The organism is Devosia sp., from assembly GCF_017307495.1.
Lineage (GTDB): Bacteria > Pseudomonadota > Alphaproteobacteria > Rhizobiales > Devosiaceae > Devosia_A.
In genome coordinates, this window is sequence record NZ_JAFKHE010000017.1 from 151,592 (window position 1) to 166,646 (window position 15,055).

Consider the following 15,055-nt stretch of genomic DNA (forward strand, 5'->3'; position numbering starts at 1 on the left):
GCACCGCCCCGCACGCAGAGATTCCCGCTTTTGCGGTTAGGCGCAGCCGTCAGTCGAAGCTGTAGTGCAGGCGGGCACAGCCGGTGCCGAGCGAGGTGGCGGACAGCAGTCGTATGGCCTTGCTGAAGCCGGTGGGCGGGAACAGCGGATGACCGCCGCCGAGCAACTGCGAGATCACGTAGATCTCGATTTCGTCGAGCGCGCCACGCTCGATGAAGGCCATCTGCAATTGCCCGCCACCGAGCATCCACACGTTGCCGTCATCGAGGGCACGGAGTTCGGCGATCAGCGCGTCCACGTCGGTACGGGTTTCCAGCCGGCCGATCGGGTCGGGCAGGGGGCGCGAGGTGACGACGATGCAGCGCTGTTCGGCATAGGGCCAGGGGATGTTCTCGCGGACCAGCCAGTCGTAGGTGCCGCGTCCCATGACCACAGTCCGGATGCGCTTGATGAACAGGTTGTAGTCGTATTCGCCAAGCTGCATGTCGGTGCGCCGGGTCAGCCAGTCGAGCGATTCGCCGGGATCGGCCACGAAGCCGTCGAGGCTGGAGGCGATATAGCCGATGATGCGGGCCATGGCGGTTTCCCCTGTGTTCAGAACGTGGTAGATTAATATAAACGAACATTCGTTTATATTGGAAGCCATGTCCAGACCCCGAAAGATCACCGACGAGGAAGTTGTGGAAGCGGTTGCGGGCCTGATCGCCCGGGAGGGGCCGGGCGCATTGACCTTCGCCTCGGCAGCGGCGGCGACCGGCCTGTCGCCGGCCACGCTGGTGCAGCGCTACGGCAACCGCGAGGCGCTGCTGCGGGCGACCCTGCTGTGGATGTGGGACCAACTCGATGCCGAGACGCAACGTGCCGATGCGGCCCACCCGCTCGACCCGGAGGGGGCGGTTGCGCTCCTCGTCCGCCTGTCCGCCGATTACGTGTCGGGCGAGGAGGCGGCGCAGGGCCTGTTGCTGCTGCGCGAGGATCTTCGCGATCCGGTCCTCCGAGCCCGCGGCGTGGCCTGGAACAGGGCGCTGATCTCGGCGCTGGGGCGGCGCCTCAGCGACGTCCCCGAAGCACGGGAGCGGCTCGGGAGGCTGATGGCCAGCCAGTGGCAGGGAGCCGTGCTGTGGTGGGGGTTCTCGCGCGAGGGAACGTTGCGCGGCCGGCTTCGACGCGAGTTGCGGGAATGGGTTGCGGCCGTCGGCGTGGCCTGAGGTCAATCCCCGGCAGAATCGGTTTCTCCCGTTGCTCGGGCGCGTCTATCCTGTGCCCATGCACTATCGCGTACTTGAGACCGGGCTTGGGCCAATGGCGATCGGCTGGACCGACGCGGGGATTGCACGCCTCCTGCTGCCCGGTGACACCCCGGCGGACATGCGCCAGCGATTGGGACAGGCTGGAGGAAGCGAGAAGCACGACGGGCAGCCCGAGCTCGCGGCGCGCATCGCCGCCTATTCGGAAGGGGCGCGCGACAGCTTCCGGGACATCACCCTGGACCTTGATGGCGTGCCCGAGATGAACCGGCGCATCTACCGGCACATCCGTGAACTGGAGTGGGGCGAGACGACGACCTACGGGGCCATTGCGCGCTGGCTGGGCGATGTCGCCATGTCCCGGGCGGTCGGCGCAGCGATGGGCGCGAACCCAATTCCGCTGATCGTGCCGTGCCATCGCGTCCTCGCAGCCGACGGGCGCACGGGCGGGTTTTCGTCGCCGAGGGGCGTCAGGGCGAAGATGGAAATGCTGGCCCTGGAGAAGGCGGCATCCCCGAACGGGCAGTTCTCGTTCGGCTTCTAGTTGGGTCGCCGGTCTCGAAACGGGTGGGCTACTGGCCGCGCTTGAACACCTTGAGGTGCGTCAGTTCCTTCGCCACTCTCGTAGCGATGGTCTCGACCGGATCGGCGACATCGACGCGCAGGACGTTCTCGTCATCGCCGGGCCGCTCGAGCGTGGCGAACTGGCTGTCCAGCAGCTTGGGGCTCATGAACTCGTGATGGCGGGCCTCGATGCGCTTGCGGATGACCTCGATGTCGCCGTCGAGGAAGACGAACAGGATCGGCTCCTCGGCCTTCTCGATGAGATAGTCGCGGTAGGCGCGCTTGAGCGCCGAGCAGGCGCCGACGGCGACGCCTTTCTGGTCCGCTGCCTCGGCGAGCGCCCTGGCCAGCGTCTCGAGCCAGGGCCAGCGGTCCTCGTCGACCAGCGGGATGCCGGCGCGCATCTTTTCCTTGTTGGCGGGCGGGTGGTAGCCGTCGCCGTCGAGGAAGGGCGCGTGCAGGCGCCGGCCGAGGGCCGCGCCGACGGCCGATTTGCCCGAGGACGAGACGCCCATCACGATGATGATGCGGGCGGGCTTAAACCGTGGCTGTGAAGGCGCCGTCGACATAGAGGATGTGTCCGTTGACGAAGGAGGAGGCCTCGGAGGCGAGAAAGACGGCGGCGCCGCCCAGTTCGGCGGGCATGCCCCAGCGGCCCATCGGGGTACGCTTCTCGACCCAGGCGTTGAATTCCTGGTTCTGAAGCAGCGCCTCGTTGAGTTCCGTCGCGATGTAGCCCGGCGCGATGCCGTTGACGTTGAGTCCGTGCCTGGCCCAGTCGACCGCCATGCCGCGCGTCAGGTTCGCGATCGCTGCCTTCGACGCCGAATAGGGCGCCACCGAAGCGCGCGCGAAATTGCTCAGCACCGAGCAGATGTTGATGATCTTGCCCGACTTCCGGGCGATCATGCCGCGCACCACGGCCCGGCTGACCAGGAAGGCCGAGGTGACGTTCGTGTCCATGACCTGGTGGAACTTGTCGAGCGTCCATTCCTCGAGCGGCTGGCGATGCTGCATGCCGGCATTGTTGACCAGGATGTCGACAGGGCCGATCTCGTTCTCGGCATGGGCGATGGCGTCCTCGACGCTCTCCTCGCTGGCAACGTCGAACGCCAGAGCCTTCACGCGGGCGCCACCCTCGGCGAGTTGCGCGGCGGCAGCGCCGAGCGCCTCCGGATTGCGCGAATTGATGATGATCTCGGCGCCGGCCCCGGCGAGCGCCTCGGCGATGCCGTAGCCGATACCGCGGCTGGAACCTGTGACGAGGGCCCGCTTGCCGCGCAGGCTGAACAGGGAAATCGAGTCCAAACTTGTGCCCCTCCCGAGCGTAGAGGGGCGGAGACTAGTGGATACGCGAGCGCTTGGTAAGGCAGCAAAAGGTACGTGCACAGGCGACACCCGTCGGCGCCGCCCAGGGGTGGCTTTCGCCGGCCCGCCATGTCAAAAAGCCGCCCACGAAATCCTAATAACTCCCAATGGAGAAAACGATGGCGTCCGCCGATATCGGCCTGATCGGGCTTGCGGTCATGGGGTCCAACCTGGCTCTCAATATTGCCGACAAGGGCTATACCGTCGCCGTCCACAACCGCACGGCCGCCAGGATCGATGACTTCGTCGCAACGGCGAAGGAGCAGGGGCTCGACGGCCGGGTCGTGCCGGAAGCGGACCTGGTGCAGTTCATCCAGTCGGTGAAGCGCCCGCGCTCGATCATCATCATGGTGAAAGCCGGCAAGCCGGTGGACGAGATGATCGAGCAACTGCTGCCGCATCTCGACAAGGGCGACGCCATCCTCGAATGCGGCAACTCGCTCTACACCGACAGCCAGCGCCGCTTCGAGTACCTGCGCGACCAGGGCATCGGCTTCCTCGGCATCGGTGTGTCCGGTGGGGAGGAAGGGGCGCGCCATGGTCCCTCGATCATGGTCGGCGGCCCGGAAGAGCAGTGGAAGAACGCGCAGCCGATCCTCGAGGCGATTTCGGCCAAGTTCAACGGCGAGCCGTGCTGCGCCTATCTCGGCGAGGGCGGCGCAGGCCACTTCGTCAAGATGATCCACAACGGCATCGAGTACGGCGACATGCAGATGATCGCCGAGGTTTATGGCGTTATGCGCGACGGGTTGGGGATGAACCCGGCAGCCTCGAGCAAGGTGTTCAAGGACTGGGACAAGGGCCCGCTCAACTCCTACCTCATCGAGATCACCGGGCTGGTGCTCGAGGCGGTCGAGCCCAGGACGGGCAAGCCGCTGGTTGACCTGATCCTCGACAAGGCGGGCCAGAAGGGCACGGGTACCTGGTCCGCGATCGCGGCGCAGCAGCTCGCCGTGCCGGCCACTGCGATCGAAGGCGCGGTCGCGGCCCGCTCGATCTCATCCCGCAAGGAGGAGCGCGTGGCGGCCGAGGCGATCTACGGCAAACCATCGGCCGGCAAGGCCGACGTGTCGCTCTCCGATCTCGAGCAGGCGCTGCTGGCCGGCAAGATCGTCTCCTATGCCCAGGGGTTCGCCGTGCTGTCGAAGGCATCGGAGGAGTTCGGCTGGAAGCTGCCGCTCGCGACCATCGCCAAGATCTGGCGCGCCGGCTGCATCATCCGCTCGCGCTTCCTCGACCAGATGTCGGCGGCCTATGCCAAGGGCGAGGCGACCAACCTGCTGATGGTGCCGGACTTCGTTGCCATCATGAAGACGGCCAACAAGTCGCTGCGCAAGGTCGTCGCGGCCGCCGCCCTGGGCGAATTCCCCCTGATCTGCCTTTCGGCCTCGCTCGCCTATTTCGACAGCTACCGCCAGGCGCAGGGAACCGCCAACCTGACCCAGGGCCAGCGCGACTTCTTCGGCGCGCACGGCTTCATCCTCACCGACCGCGAAGGCGAGCAGCACGGCACCTGGCCGTCGACGCTGGGGAAGTAAGGGGGGCTTTCGCGTAGCCGCCGGCCGTCATCCTTCCCACCAGCCGTCATCCCGGCGAAAGCCGGGACCCACGGCTCGAGCGGTCAGGCTGAGCGCCGACAGCGCCCGCCCTGCGCAGATGGGTCGGCAACAAAGCGCATGTGGCGCTCCCAGGGCACTGGGTCCCGGCTTTCGCCGGGATGACGACCGAGCGTGACGCAAGCTCCCAAGTCACCCGCCGGGATGACTCCGGACGTGGGACGACAACGTGCCCCACTCACCAACTCGATCGTAGCCAAGGTCAGTCTTCGTCGTCGTCGATGATCTCGATCTCGATGACGCCCTTCTTGCCAGCGGCGAGGCCGAGCTTGCCGTGCTTGATGGCGAGCGCCTTGTCGCCGAAGAGTTTGCGGCGCCAGCCCTTGAGGGCGGCCACGTCGGCATCGTCGTCGAGGACGATGGCGTCGATATCGTCGGAGGTGGCGATGATGCGCGAGGCGACGCCGTTGTCTTCGGAGACCGCCTTGAGCAGCACACGCAGCAGGTCGCCGACGGCTCCCTTGGGGGAGGGGCCACGTACGCGGTCGGGCAGTTTGGGCAGCTCGCTCTTGGGCAGCGCCTCGACGTCCTTGAGGATCGAGATCACTTCGGCGGCGGCCGACGAGCGGCCGTAGCCGCGCTGCACGGCGCGCAGCTTTTCGAAGGCCTCGGGGGTCAACGGGTGCTGCATGGCGAGCTCGATGAGCGCGTCGTCCTTGAGGATGCGGCTGCGCGGCTGGTCCGTATCCTGCGCGCGTTGCTCGCGCCAGGCGGCCAGCGCCTTCAGCGCGGCGACATCGCGCGGCTTGTTCAGCTTGGCCTTGAGCCGCTCCCAGGCGTGCTCGGGCTGGACGACGTAGGTGTGGATCGACTCGAGGATGGCGAGCTCGTCCTCGACCCAGTCCCAGCGGCCGGCATCGTCGACCTGCTTCAGCAGCGACTTGTAGACGTCGCGCAGGTGGGTAACGTCGGCCAGGGCGTAGATCTTCTGCTTCTCGCTGAGCGGGCGCGCCGACCAGTCGGTGAAGCGCGAGGACTTGTCGAGTTCGACCTTGGTGATCGAGCGCACGAGGTTGTCGTAGCTGACGCTGTCGCCGAAGCCGCAGACGGAGGCCGCGACCTGGGTATCGAAGATGTTGGCGGGAACCTTGCCGGTCAGCTTGACGAAGATTTCGATGTCCTGCCGGGCGGCATGGAAGACCTTGCGCACCTTGTCGTTGGCGAGGAGCGTGAAGAAGGGCGCCAGATCCAGGCCGGGGGCGAGTGGGTCGATCAGGACCGCTTCGTCATCGGTTGCTGCCTGCAGCAGGCACAGCTTGGGCCAGTAGGTCGTCTCGCGCAGAAACTCGGTGTCGACCGTAACATAATCAAAGCCGGCGGCACGCTTGCAGAACGCGGCGAGCACGTCGGTCGAAGTGATGAGCTCCATAAGACTCTTTCGTCACAAGGCTTTGATTTCTGAATAACAGGGGAGAAAGCGAATGGCGAGTAGCCAGTAGCGAATAGGGAACCGGCGGCCATGGTGCCGGCGCCGGGCGGACCCTGTTCGCTGCCTGCCATCCGCTATTGGCGGCGCACTGGGCCCAATCTTGACAATCGGGGCCTTGCATGCGCTTGTCCGGCCCCTGAATCCGCCTGCCTAAAACAACGAGAGATGAGCAAGATGCACCGCTATCGCACACATACCTGCGCCGCCCTTCGCCAGGGTGACGTGGGCAATAATGTGCGCCTCTCCGGCTGGGTGCACCGCGTGCGCGACCACGGTGGGCTGCTGTTCATCGACCTGCGCGACCATTACGGACTGACCCAGCTGGTGGTCGATCCCGACTCCGCCGCGTTCGGCGCCGCTGAGCGGGTACGCGCCGAGTGGGTGATCCGCGTCGACGGCGAGGTGAAGCAGCGGACGCCCGAGACCGTGAACGCCAAGCAGCCGACGGGTGAGGTGGAAGTTTTCATCCGCGAGCTCGAGGTGCTGAGCGAGGCCAACGAGCTGCCGTTGCCGGTGTTCGGCGAGCCCGACTATCCGGAGGACATCCGGCTCAGGTACCGGTTCCTCGACCTGCGCCGCGAGACGCTGCACGCCAATATCGTCAAGCGCACCAAGGTGATCTCGTCGATGCGCCGCCGCATGGGCGAGATCGGCTTTGGCGAGTACGCGACGCCGATCCTGACGGCCTCGTCGCCGGAGGGCGCGCGCGACTTCCTCGTGCCGAGCCGTATCCATCCGGGCAAGTTCTTCGCCCTGCCGCAGGCGCCGCAGCAGTACAAGCAGCTGCTGATGGTGGCCGGCTTCGACCGCTACTTCCAGATCGCGCCGTGCTTCCGCGACGAGGATCCGCGCGCCGACCGCCTGCCGGGCGAGTTCTACCAGCTCGACCTCGAGATGAGCTTCGTCACCCAGGAAGAGATCTGGGACACGATGCAGCCGGTGATCACCTCGATCTTCGAGGAGTTCGGCGAAGGCAAGCCGGTGACCAAGGATTGGCCGCGCATTCCGTATGACGTGGCCGTGCGCAAGTATGGCTCGGACAAGCCGGACCTGCGCAACCCGATCGAGATGCAGGCCGTCACCGACCACTTCCGCGGCTCGGGCTTCGGCGTGTTCGCCAACCAGATCGCCAACGACGACAAGGTCGAGGTCTGGGCCATCCCGGCCAAGACCGGCGGCAGCCGCGCTTTCTGCGACCGCATGAATGCCTGGGCGCAGGCGCAGGGCCAGCCGGGCCTCGGCTACATCTTCTTCAAGGATGGCGCCGGTTCGGGCCCGATCGCCAAGAATATCGGCGAGGAGCGCACGGCCGCGATCCGCGAGCAACTCGGCCTCGGCGATGGCGACGCCGTGTTCTTCGTGCTCGGTCGTCCGGACAAGATGTACAAGTTCGCCGGCGAGGCGCGGGTGAAGGTCGGTCTCGACCTGAACCTTACCCAACTCGACCAGTTCAAGCTGTGCTGGATCGTCGACTTCCCGTTCTACGAGTGGAGCGAGGAAGAAAAGCGCGTCGACTTCGCACACAACCCGTTCTCGATGCCGCAGGGCGGGATCGATGCGCTGAACAGCCAGGATCCGCTGACGATCAAGGCCTACCAGTACGACGCCGTCTGCAACGGCTTCGAGATCGCCTCGGGCTCGATCCGCAACCAGCTGCCCGAGACCATGGTGCGCGCGTTCGAGATCACCGGCAAGTCGCGCGCCGAGGTCGAGGAGCAGTTCGGCGGCATGTATCGTGCGTTCCAGTTCGGTGCGCCCCCGCATGGTGGCGCGGCCTTCGGCATCGATCGTATCGTGATGCTGCTGTGCGGCGCGCAGAACCTGCGCGAGGTCACGCTGTTCCCGATGAACCAGCAGGCGGAAGACCTGCTGATGGGCGCTCCCAGCCCGGCTTCGGCCAAGCAGTTGCGCGAACTCAGCATCCGCCTCAACGTCCAGTCGTAAGAGTTGGCCACTGGTCGCGGTGTCATCCCCGCGAAAGCGGGGATCTCCGTTTTTGGCTGGCAGCGCAAACGGAGGTTCCCGCTTTCGCGGGAATGACCCAGTGGGTGTAGCCGCCCTTTCCGCCCTGATCCGGCCCGGCAGGTCCTGCCGTTAACACTCCGGTAACCATGCGCCAGCTAGGCAGATGTTGCCTAGTTCCGTGAGGTTCGGATTCGCTCCGTGAAGTCCAAGTACTCGCATGCACTGATGCTGCTTGCGGCCATCGCGGCGTTCCTGCCGGTGCTGGCGGTGGACCTTGTGCTCGATTCCTATGTGCGGGTGCGAGAGCGGGCGACGCTGCAGCAATCGGCCGATGCCGTGGCCTCGCGGGTGCAGGCGACGGCCTACGAGGCCATCGCCGCCCTGAGGCGGGTGCTGGCGGACAGCCCGTCGCTTTGCACGCCGAGTTTTGTGGCCAACGTGCACAGGCAGATGGAGCAGAGCCTCTACCTCAAGCAGGTGCTGGTGGAGAACGGCGACGGTGTGCAGTACTGCGACGCGATCGGCAAGGACGTTAGATACGCCCCGCTGACCCGGCCGCTGACGGTGCCGAACCATACCGAGACGATCGAAGTGGTGCAGTACGCCGACTTGAGGGCACCTGTGCTGAAGGTGACGCAGGCGTTCGGGTCGTCGCGCAGGGTGTCGGCCTTCGTTCCGGTGCTGGCGGCAGAGACGGCGAGCCTGCTCAATGGCTTGAAGTCAACATCGATGGTGCGCGTGGCGTTGACCGACGGCACCGAGATCGTCACGGCGGGCGATCCCAAACCCTACGATCAGCACGGCAGGACCGAATTCGTCGTGGCCGAGAGCTTTGCCGGGGAGTTGCCCATACGCGTGACGGCGGCGGTGCCGTTTGCGATGGTGCGCGCCGACTACAGCGACCTCGACGCGACCTTCACGGTCGTTGCCGCCCTCATGGCAGGGGCCTTCCTGGTACTGGCGCTGCAATATGTGCGGCGCTCCGAACTGCCGGCCTTCGACCTCGAACGAGCGATCTCGGCCGGCGAACTGAAGCCCTACTACCAGCCGGTCATCAACCTCAGGACGGGCGCCCTGGCCGGGTGCGAGGTGCTGTGTCGCTGGGAGAAGCGTAACGGCGAGGTGGTTCCGCCGGGTGCCTTCATCGACTACGCCGAGGTTACAGGTCTCGCGTTGCCAATGACGGTCAGCCTGATGCAGCAGGTGAAGACGGACCTGAACGGTCTCTGCAGCGACATGCCGGAGCTGAAGATCTCGATCAACCTGTTCGAGGGACACTTCCGCGACGGCAACGTCGTGGACGATGTGCACACGATCTTCTCGAACTCGTCGATAGCCTTCCGGCAACTGGTGTTCGAAGTGACCGAGCGCAAGCCGATCGAGAAGATGCAGCAGGCGCAGAGCGTTATCGCGGGGCTGCATGCGCTGGGCTGCCGGATCGCCATGGATGACACGGGCACCGGGCACTCTAACCTCGCCTATCTGCAGACGCTGGGCGTCGACATCGTGAAGATCGACCGGGTCTTCGTGGACATGATCAGGCCCGAGACCGACCATGTGCCGGTGCTGGATGGACTCATCGCGATGGCACAGGACCTCGGCACCGAGGTGGTCGCCGAGGGTGTCGAGACCGAGGCGCAGGCACTGTACCTGCGCGGCCGGGGGGTGGTGCACGCGCAGGGCTATCTGTTTGCGCCGGCGCTCAAGGCGGGCGCGTTCAAGGAACTGGCGCGGGCCCTGAACGGGACGGCCAAGGCCGAAAGGGCGATCGAGCTGGAGGTCGCGGCGGCCTGACCGCTTGGTTGCTTCCGCCACCGCGTCATTTCCCGCGAAAACGGAGACCTCTGTCCTGGTGTCATCGGCGAGGTCCAAACGGAGATCCCCGCTTTCGCGGGGATGACCCGGTGAGGGGCGCAGGCTCCCCAGCCATCAATCCTGCTTTTCATCGGCCGCGATTAGTGGCACTCACAAACTCCGTTTCCGGAGAGTGCTATGTCGTCCGACATGACTGAACAGAAGAAGGCGCTGCGCGAGGCGGCGCTCCATTTCCATCAGTATCCAAAGCCCGGAAAACTGGAAATCCAGGCGACCAAGCCGCTGGGCAACCAGCGCGACCTTTCCCTTGCCTACTCGCCCGGCGTGGCTGCGCCATGCGAGGAAATCGCGAACGATCCGGAGACGGTCACCAGGTACACCTCGCGCGGCAACCTCGTCGCCGTCATCTCCAACGGCACCGCCGTGCTCGGGTTGGGCAATATCGGCGCGCTGGCGTCCAAGCCGGTGATGGAGGGCAAGGCCGTCCTGTTCAAGAAGTTCGCGGGGATCGATGTGTTCGACATCGAGGTCGACGAGACCGACCCGGCAAAGTTCGTGGAGGTGGTCCGGCCCCTGGAGCCTACCTTCGGCGGCATCAACCTCGAGGATATCAAGGCGCCGGAGTGCTTCGCGATCGAGGAAGCGTTGCGCGAGCGCATGAAGATTCCGGTGTTCCATGACGACCAGCACGGCACGGCGATCATCGTCGGCGCAGCGGTCCTCAACGGGCTGGAACTGGCCGGCAAGAAGATCGAAGAGGTGAAGATCTGTACGTCCGGCGCGGGCGCGGCGGCCATCGCCTGCCTCAACATCCTCTTGGCGCTGGGGGCCAGGATCGAGAACATCTGGGTAGCGGACAAGGACGGGCTGCTCACCTATCGGCGCAATGACGTCAACGACAAGTGGCGCGGCAAGTTCTGCCGGCACGACAGCGAGGCAACGACGCTGGCCGAGGTGTTCGACGGGGCGGATGTGTTCCTGGGGCTGTCGGCGCCGGGCGCGTTGAAGCCCGAGATGCTGCAGAAGATGGGTCCGAAGCCGCTGATCCTGGCGCTGGCTAATCCGGTTCCGGAGATCATGCCGGAGGTGGCCAAGGAGATCCGGCCCGACGCGATGGTCTGTACGGGGCGGTCGGACTATCCGAACCAGGTCAACAACGTCCTCTGCTTCCCGTTCATCTTCCGCGGCGCGCTGGACGTGGGTGCGACGACGATCAATGAGGAGATGAAGCTGGCGGCAGCGGCTGCGATCGCCAAGCTGGCGCATGACCCCGGGCTCGAGGTGTCGCCGTCGGGGCAGCCGGCGGTGTACGGTCCGGACCACATCATCCCCAATCCGTTCGACCAGCGGCTGATCCTGCGCATCGCGCCGGCGGTGGCCAAGGCGGCGATGGACAGTGGGGTGGCCAAGCGTCCGATCGCGGATTTCCAGGCCTACCACGACAGCCTCAACCGGTTCGTGTTCCGCTCCGGCCTCGTCATGAAGCCGGTCATTGACCGCGTGGTGGGGCAGGGCAAGCGTGTTGCCTTCGCCGACGGCGAGGACGAGCGGGTGCTGCGTGCCGCCCAGGTGCTGATCGAGGATCGCATGGCTCAGCCGATCCTGATCGGGCGGCCGCAGGTGATCGAGAGCCGGCTGCAACGCTTCGGCCTGACCATCAGGCCAGGGCGCGACTTCGAGATCATCAACCCCGAGGACGACCCGCGCTATCGTGATTATGTCTCGTTGTTCCACGCGCTGGTGGGCAGGAACGGGGTCACGCCCGATATCGCCCGCACGATCGTGCGCACCAACACCACGGTCATCGCGGCGCTCGCGGTGAAGCGCGGCGACGCCGACGCGATGCTCTGCGGCTTCCAGGGCCGCTACATCAAGCACGTGCGCGATATCCGCTCGATCATCGGACTGCAGGACGGGGTGCAGGAAGTTTCGGCGCTGTCCATGCTGATCATGCCGCGCGGCGCGTTCTTCCTCGCCGATACCTACGTGAACATGGATCCGACGCCGGACGAACTGGTGTCGATCGCGCTGCAGGCGCGCGATCACCTCAAGCGCTTCAACATCGAGGCACGGGCAGCGCTGCTCAGCTATTCGAACTTCGGTTCGCGCGACGGCGACACGGCGTTCAAGATGCGCGAGGCCTATCGCAAGCTGAAGGCGGCGGCCCCGGACATGATCCTCGAGGGCGAGATGCAGGGCGACGTGGCCCTCAACGAGGACCTGCGCAGCCGCTACATCCCGGACTCGGTGCTGCAGGGCGAGGCGAACCTGTTGCTGTTCCCCAACCTCGACAGCGCCAACCTCTCCATGACGCTGCTCAAGGAAATGAACAACGCGCTGGCCGTCGGTCCGATCCTGATGGGGCCGCGCGCGCCGGCCCACATCCTTGCCCCCTCGACCACCAGCCGCGGAATCGTCAATATGACGGCAATTGCCGCCAGTGAAGCGGTTGCATTGGGAGAGAGGGCCTGATGATCCGGCATACGGTCGTATTCAACCTGAAGCATGCGCACGGTTCGCTGCAAGAAAAGGCATTCCTGCGCGACGCGATGGTGCTCAAGGAAATTCCGGGCGTGAAGAAGTTCGAACAACTGCGCCAGGTTTCGAAGAAGAACGACTACGAGTTCGGCTTCTCAATGGAGTTTGCCGACCAGGACGCCTACGACGCCTACAACGAGCATCCCAAGCACGTGAAGTTCGTCAAGGAACGCTGGGAGCGCGAGGTGGAGCGGTTCCTCGAGATCGACTACGTGCCGGTTTGAGGCGTAAGGCTGGACGGATGACTGGCCAGCACATGGACTCTTGCGGTGCCGAAAGGAACATGACCGTGCGCGTTGAGGTCGAGCTCGAGGATGATGGACGCTGGATCGCCGAAGTGCCGGGCCTCCCGGGCGTCGTAGTGTACGCTGATACCGAGCAGGAAGCCCGCGCCAAGGCGGAGGCACTAGCGCTCCGCGTCATCGCCGATCGGCTTGAGCAGGGGGAGCCTGTGCCGCCAGAGGCTCACCAGCTCTTCGCTGCATGAGCGACTGGCCGTCGGCCAGAGCGTCCCGTGTACTGCGAGCTCCTCTTCGTATCGGCTGGGTTACCAAGCGGCAGGCCGGTTCACATCGTACACTGTCGCGCGATGGGTGGGCGGACTATGTATTTGCCTTTCACGAAGTGAGGAGTTGGTCCAAAGATGCTGGCAAGGATTGCCAAGCATACTGGCCCCAGTCCGGACGACCTTTAGGCTGTCATGAATGAAGTAAGCCCTACTGGAACGCCGTCTCCGCGAAGCTTCTGAGCTTGCGCGAATGGAGCCGCTCCGGCGGCTGGTCCCTCAGAATCTCCATCGCCCTGAGCCCGATCTGGAAGTGCCGCGCCACCTGCGTGCGGTAGAAGTCGGAGGCCATGCCGGGCAGCTTCAGCTCGCCATGCAGCGGCTTGTCGGAGACGCAGAGCAGGGTGCCGTAGGGGACACGGAAGCGGAAGCCGTTGGCGGCGATGGTGGCCGATTCCATGTCGAGGGCGACGGCGCGGCTCTGTGAGAGCTGGCGGGTAATCTCGGCCTGGTCGCGCAGTTCCCAGTTGCGGTTGTCGAAGGTGGCCACGGTGCCGGTGCGCATGATGCGCTTGGTTTCCATGCCGTGGAGATGCGTGATCTCGGCCACCGCCTGCTCCAGCGCCACCTGCACTTCGGCGAGCGCCGGGATGGGCACGGTCACCGGCAGGTCGGCGTCGAGCACGTGGTCCTCGCGCAGGTAGGCGTGGGCCAGAACGTAGTCGCCAAGCTCCTGGCTGTTCCTCAGTCCGGCGCAGTGGCCGAGCATGATCCAGGCGTGCGGGCGCAGCACTGCGATGTGATCGGTGATCGTCTTCGCGTTCGAGGGGCCGACGCCGATATTCACGATGGTGATGCCGCGATTACGCGGCATGGTGAGGTGGAGCGCCGGCATTTGCGGGACACGGGTGGCACGGACGCCGCTGGTCCCGCCACGGAGGCGGGTGTTGCGGGTCACGAAGCCGCCGGGTTCGACGAAGCTCTCGTAGTCGGGGTGGCCTTCCTCCATGTAGCGCTGCGCCACGCGGGCGAACTCGTCCATGTAGAAGCCGTAGTTGGTGAAGATCACGAAATTCTGGAAGTGATCGGGCTCGGTGCCGGTGTAGTGCGCCAGACGCTGGAGCGAATAGTCGACCCGCGGGGCGGTGAAGTGCGCCAGCGGGTAAGGGCCGCCGGGCGGGGGGACGAACGTGCCGTTGGCGATCTCGTCGTCGGTGTCCTGCAGGTCCGGGACGTCGAACAGGTCGCGCAGCGGGATCGGGAGGGCATTGATCGCTTCGCCGTCGATACGCTCGGTGGTCGGAATGGCGAAGTGCAACGGGATGCGGGTCGCGGACTCGCCGACCTCGATCGCCCCGCCGTGATTGCGCAGGATCACGTCGAACTGCTCGATCAGATAGGATCTGAACAGGTCCGGGGCCGTCACCGTGGTGCGGTAGATGCCGGGCGTATGGAGATAACCATAGGGCAGGGTGCTGGTGGTCTTGCCGTAGCTGCGCGAGGTGACCTGGACCTCCGGGTAGAAGGCGCGCACGCGGCCCTTGGGAACATGGCCGCGCGTCAGGGCGACCAGTTGCTCGCGGATGAAGCCCGTGTTGCGGTGGTAGATCTCGGCGACATAGGCCCAGGCAGCGTGGGGATCGGTGAATGCCTTCTGCGGCATCGGCGCGGGGCTGATCGTGTCCATGCTCTTCTCGTTGGCGAGGCGGCGCCCGGCGCCGCTTGCAGGCCATCCTTAGGGGAGCCCAGGGCTTTGGGCAACCGGCAGAGATTACCGGTCGTTCATGAAGTTCAAGTTCCGGTGAGGGGGGTGTTTCCGACGATTTGTTGCACCATGTTAGGCTCAGTTCACTGGAATACTGCAAACGACCCATGCACCCGGTGAACCGCGAGGAGTTGCCGCCGCTGCCCCCAAGCCCTCAACAGTGCGGCGGGCGACTCTTCAGGGCCACGGACCAGACATGGTTCGTGGCCCTCTTTGTTTCAGGCTGGCGATGACGCGCCGAAT

General features: G+C 65.4%; 13 protein-coding genes. 8 read left to right on the forward strand and 5 right to left on the reverse strand.

Going from position 1 to position 15,055, the window contains the following annotated elements:
- Positions 1 to 49 precede the first annotated feature (49 nt).
- Entirely contained in the window at positions 50 to 577 is a 528-nt protein-coding gene (locus tag J0I99_RS10355) for a dihydrofolate reductase family protein (protein ID WP_291397423.1), read from the reverse strand.
- Positions 578 to 644: 67 nt separating this feature from the next.
- Between J0I99_RS10355 and J0I99_RS10360 the strand changes: the two genes are divergently transcribed.
- Positions 645 to 1,208 carry a TetR/AcrR family transcriptional regulator gene (locus J0I99_RS10360; RefSeq protein ID WP_291397425.1) on the forward strand — a complete coding sequence of 188 codons (564 nt, stop codon included), beginning with the start codon at positions 645 to 647 and terminating at the stop codon, positions 1,206 to 1,208.
- Between the two features lie 94 nt (positions 1,209 to 1,302).
- On the forward strand, positions 1,303 to 1,791 hold the full coding sequence (locus tag J0I99_RS10365) for a methylated-DNA--[protein]-cysteine S-methyltransferase (RefSeq protein ID WP_291397427.1): 489 nt from the start codon (positions 1,303 to 1,305) through the stop codon (positions 1,789 to 1,791).
- A gap of 28 nt (positions 1,792 to 1,819) precedes the next feature.
- Here the strand turns inward: J0I99_RS10365 and J0I99_RS10370 are convergent, their stop codons facing one another.
- Both J0I99_RS10370 and J0I99_RS10375 read right to left on the reverse strand, forming a co-directional pair.
- Entirely contained in the window at positions 1,820 to 2,380 is a 561-nt protein-coding gene (locus J0I99_RS10370) for a gluconokinase (protein WP_291397429.1), read from the reverse strand.
- On the reverse strand, positions 2,349 to 3,119 hold the full coding sequence (locus J0I99_RS10375) for a glucose 1-dehydrogenase (RefSeq protein ID WP_291391501.1): 771 nt from the start codon (positions 3,117 to 3,119) through the stop codon (positions 2,349 to 2,351). The genes J0I99_RS10370 and J0I99_RS10375 overlap by 32 nt, the downstream gene beginning before the upstream one ends.
- Before the next feature lie 179 nt (positions 3,120 to 3,298).
- Between J0I99_RS10375 and gndA the strand changes: the two genes are divergently transcribed.
- On the forward strand, positions 3,299 to 4,717 hold the full coding sequence (gndA, locus tag J0I99_RS10380) for an NADP-dependent phosphogluconate dehydrogenase (RefSeq protein WP_291397431.1): 1,419 nt from the start codon (positions 3,299 to 3,301) through the stop codon (positions 4,715 to 4,717).
- Between the two features lie 280 nt (positions 4,718 to 4,997).
- On the opposite strand, the gene rnd is transcribed toward gndA, so the two are convergent.
- The gene (gene rnd, locus J0I99_RS10385; RefSeq protein ID WP_291397432.1) at positions 4,998 to 6,164 is read right to left on the reverse strand and encodes a ribonuclease D; all 1,167 of its coding nucleotides are present in this window, start codon (positions 6,162 to 6,164) and stop codon (positions 4,998 to 5,000) included.
- Between the two features lie 234 nt (positions 6,165 to 6,398).
- On the opposite strand from rnd, the gene aspS reads away from it, so the two are divergent.
- From aspS to J0I99_RS10410, 5 genes are all read left to right on the forward strand, one after another.
- Positions 6,399 to 8,168 (forward strand): aspartate--tRNA ligase, encoded by a 1,770-nt coding sequence (gene aspS / locus J0I99_RS10390; RefSeq protein ID WP_291397501.1) that lies wholly within the window; start codon positions 6,399 to 6,401, stop codon positions 8,166 to 8,168.
- 219 nt (positions 8,169 to 8,387) lie between these two features.
- Positions 8,388 to 9,983: an EAL domain-containing protein gene (locus J0I99_RS10395; protein ID WP_291391504.1), complete on the forward strand. Its 1,596-nt coding sequence runs from the start codon at positions 8,388 to 8,390 to the stop codon at positions 9,981 to 9,983.
- Positions 9,984 to 10,181: 198 nt separating this feature from the next.
- Entirely contained in the window at positions 10,182 to 12,476 is a 2,295-nt protein-coding gene (locus J0I99_RS10400; RefSeq protein WP_291397434.1) for an NADP-dependent malic enzyme, read from the forward strand.
- Entirely contained in the window at positions 12,476 to 12,766 is a 291-nt protein-coding gene (locus tag J0I99_RS10405) for a Dabb family protein (RefSeq protein ID WP_291391506.1), read from the forward strand. The genes J0I99_RS10400 and J0I99_RS10405 overlap by 1 nt, the downstream gene beginning before the upstream one ends.
- Positions 12,767 to 12,825: 59 nt before the next feature.
- Positions 12,826 to 13,029, forward strand: coding sequence for a type II toxin-antitoxin system HicB family antitoxin (locus J0I99_RS10410; RefSeq protein ID WP_291397436.1), 204 nt, complete (start codon positions 12,826 to 12,828; stop codon positions 13,027 to 13,029).
- 229 nt (positions 13,030 to 13,258) lie between these two features.
- Here J0I99_RS10410 and J0I99_RS10415 read toward each other — a convergent pair whose 3' ends face one another.
- The gene (locus tag J0I99_RS10415) at positions 13,259 to 14,734 is read right to left on the reverse strand and encodes an AMP nucleosidase (protein ID WP_291397438.1); all 1,476 of its coding nucleotides are present in this window, start codon (positions 14,732 to 14,734) and stop codon (positions 13,259 to 13,261) included.
- Between the last annotated feature and the right edge of the window lie 321 nt (positions 14,735 to 15,055).

What these genes read in the sequence shown, in the direction of transcription:
- aspS (WP_291397501.1), top strand. Translation starts at nt 6,399, where the DNA reads ATGCACCGCTATCGCACACATACCTGCGCCGCCCTTCGCCAGGGTGAC.
- J0I99_RS10405 (WP_291391506.1), top strand. Translation starts at nt 12,476, where the DNA reads ATGATCCGGCATACGGTCGTATTCAACCTGAAGCATGCGCACGGTTCG.
- J0I99_RS10370 (WP_291397429.1), bottom strand. Translation starts at nt 2,380, where the DNA reads ATGTCGACGGCGCCTTCACAGCCACGGTTTAAGCCCGCCCGCATCATC.
- J0I99_RS10365 (WP_291397427.1), top strand. Translation starts at nt 1,303, where the DNA reads ATGGCGATCGGCTGGACCGACGCGGGGATTGCACGCCTCCTGCTGCCC.
- J0I99_RS10400 (WP_291397434.1), top strand. Translation starts at nt 10,182, where the DNA reads ATGTCGTCCGACATGACTGAACAGAAGAAGGCGCTGCGCGAGGCGGCG.
- J0I99_RS10415 (WP_291397438.1), bottom strand. Translation starts at nt 14,734, where the DNA reads ATGGACACGATCAGCCCCGCGCCGATGCCGCAGAAGGCATTCACCGAT.
- rnd (WP_291397432.1), bottom strand. Translation starts at nt 6,164, where the DNA reads ATGGAGCTCATCACTTCGACCGACGTGCTCGCCGCGTTCTGCAAGCGT.
- J0I99_RS10360 (WP_291397425.1), top strand. Translation starts at nt 645, where the DNA reads ATGTCCAGACCCCGAAAGATCACCGACGAGGAAGTTGTGGAAGCGGTT.
- J0I99_RS10410 (WP_291397436.1), top strand. Translation starts at nt 12,826, where the DNA reads ATGACCGTGCGCGTTGAGGTCGAGCTCGAGGATGATGGACGCTGGATC.
- J0I99_RS10355 (WP_291397423.1), bottom strand. Translation starts at nt 577, where the DNA reads ATGGCCCGCATCATCGGCTATATCGCCTCCAGCCTCGACGGCTTCGTG.
- gndA (WP_291397431.1), top strand. Translation starts at nt 3,299, where the DNA reads ATGGCGTCCGCCGATATCGGCCTGATCGGGCTTGCGGTCATGGGGTCC.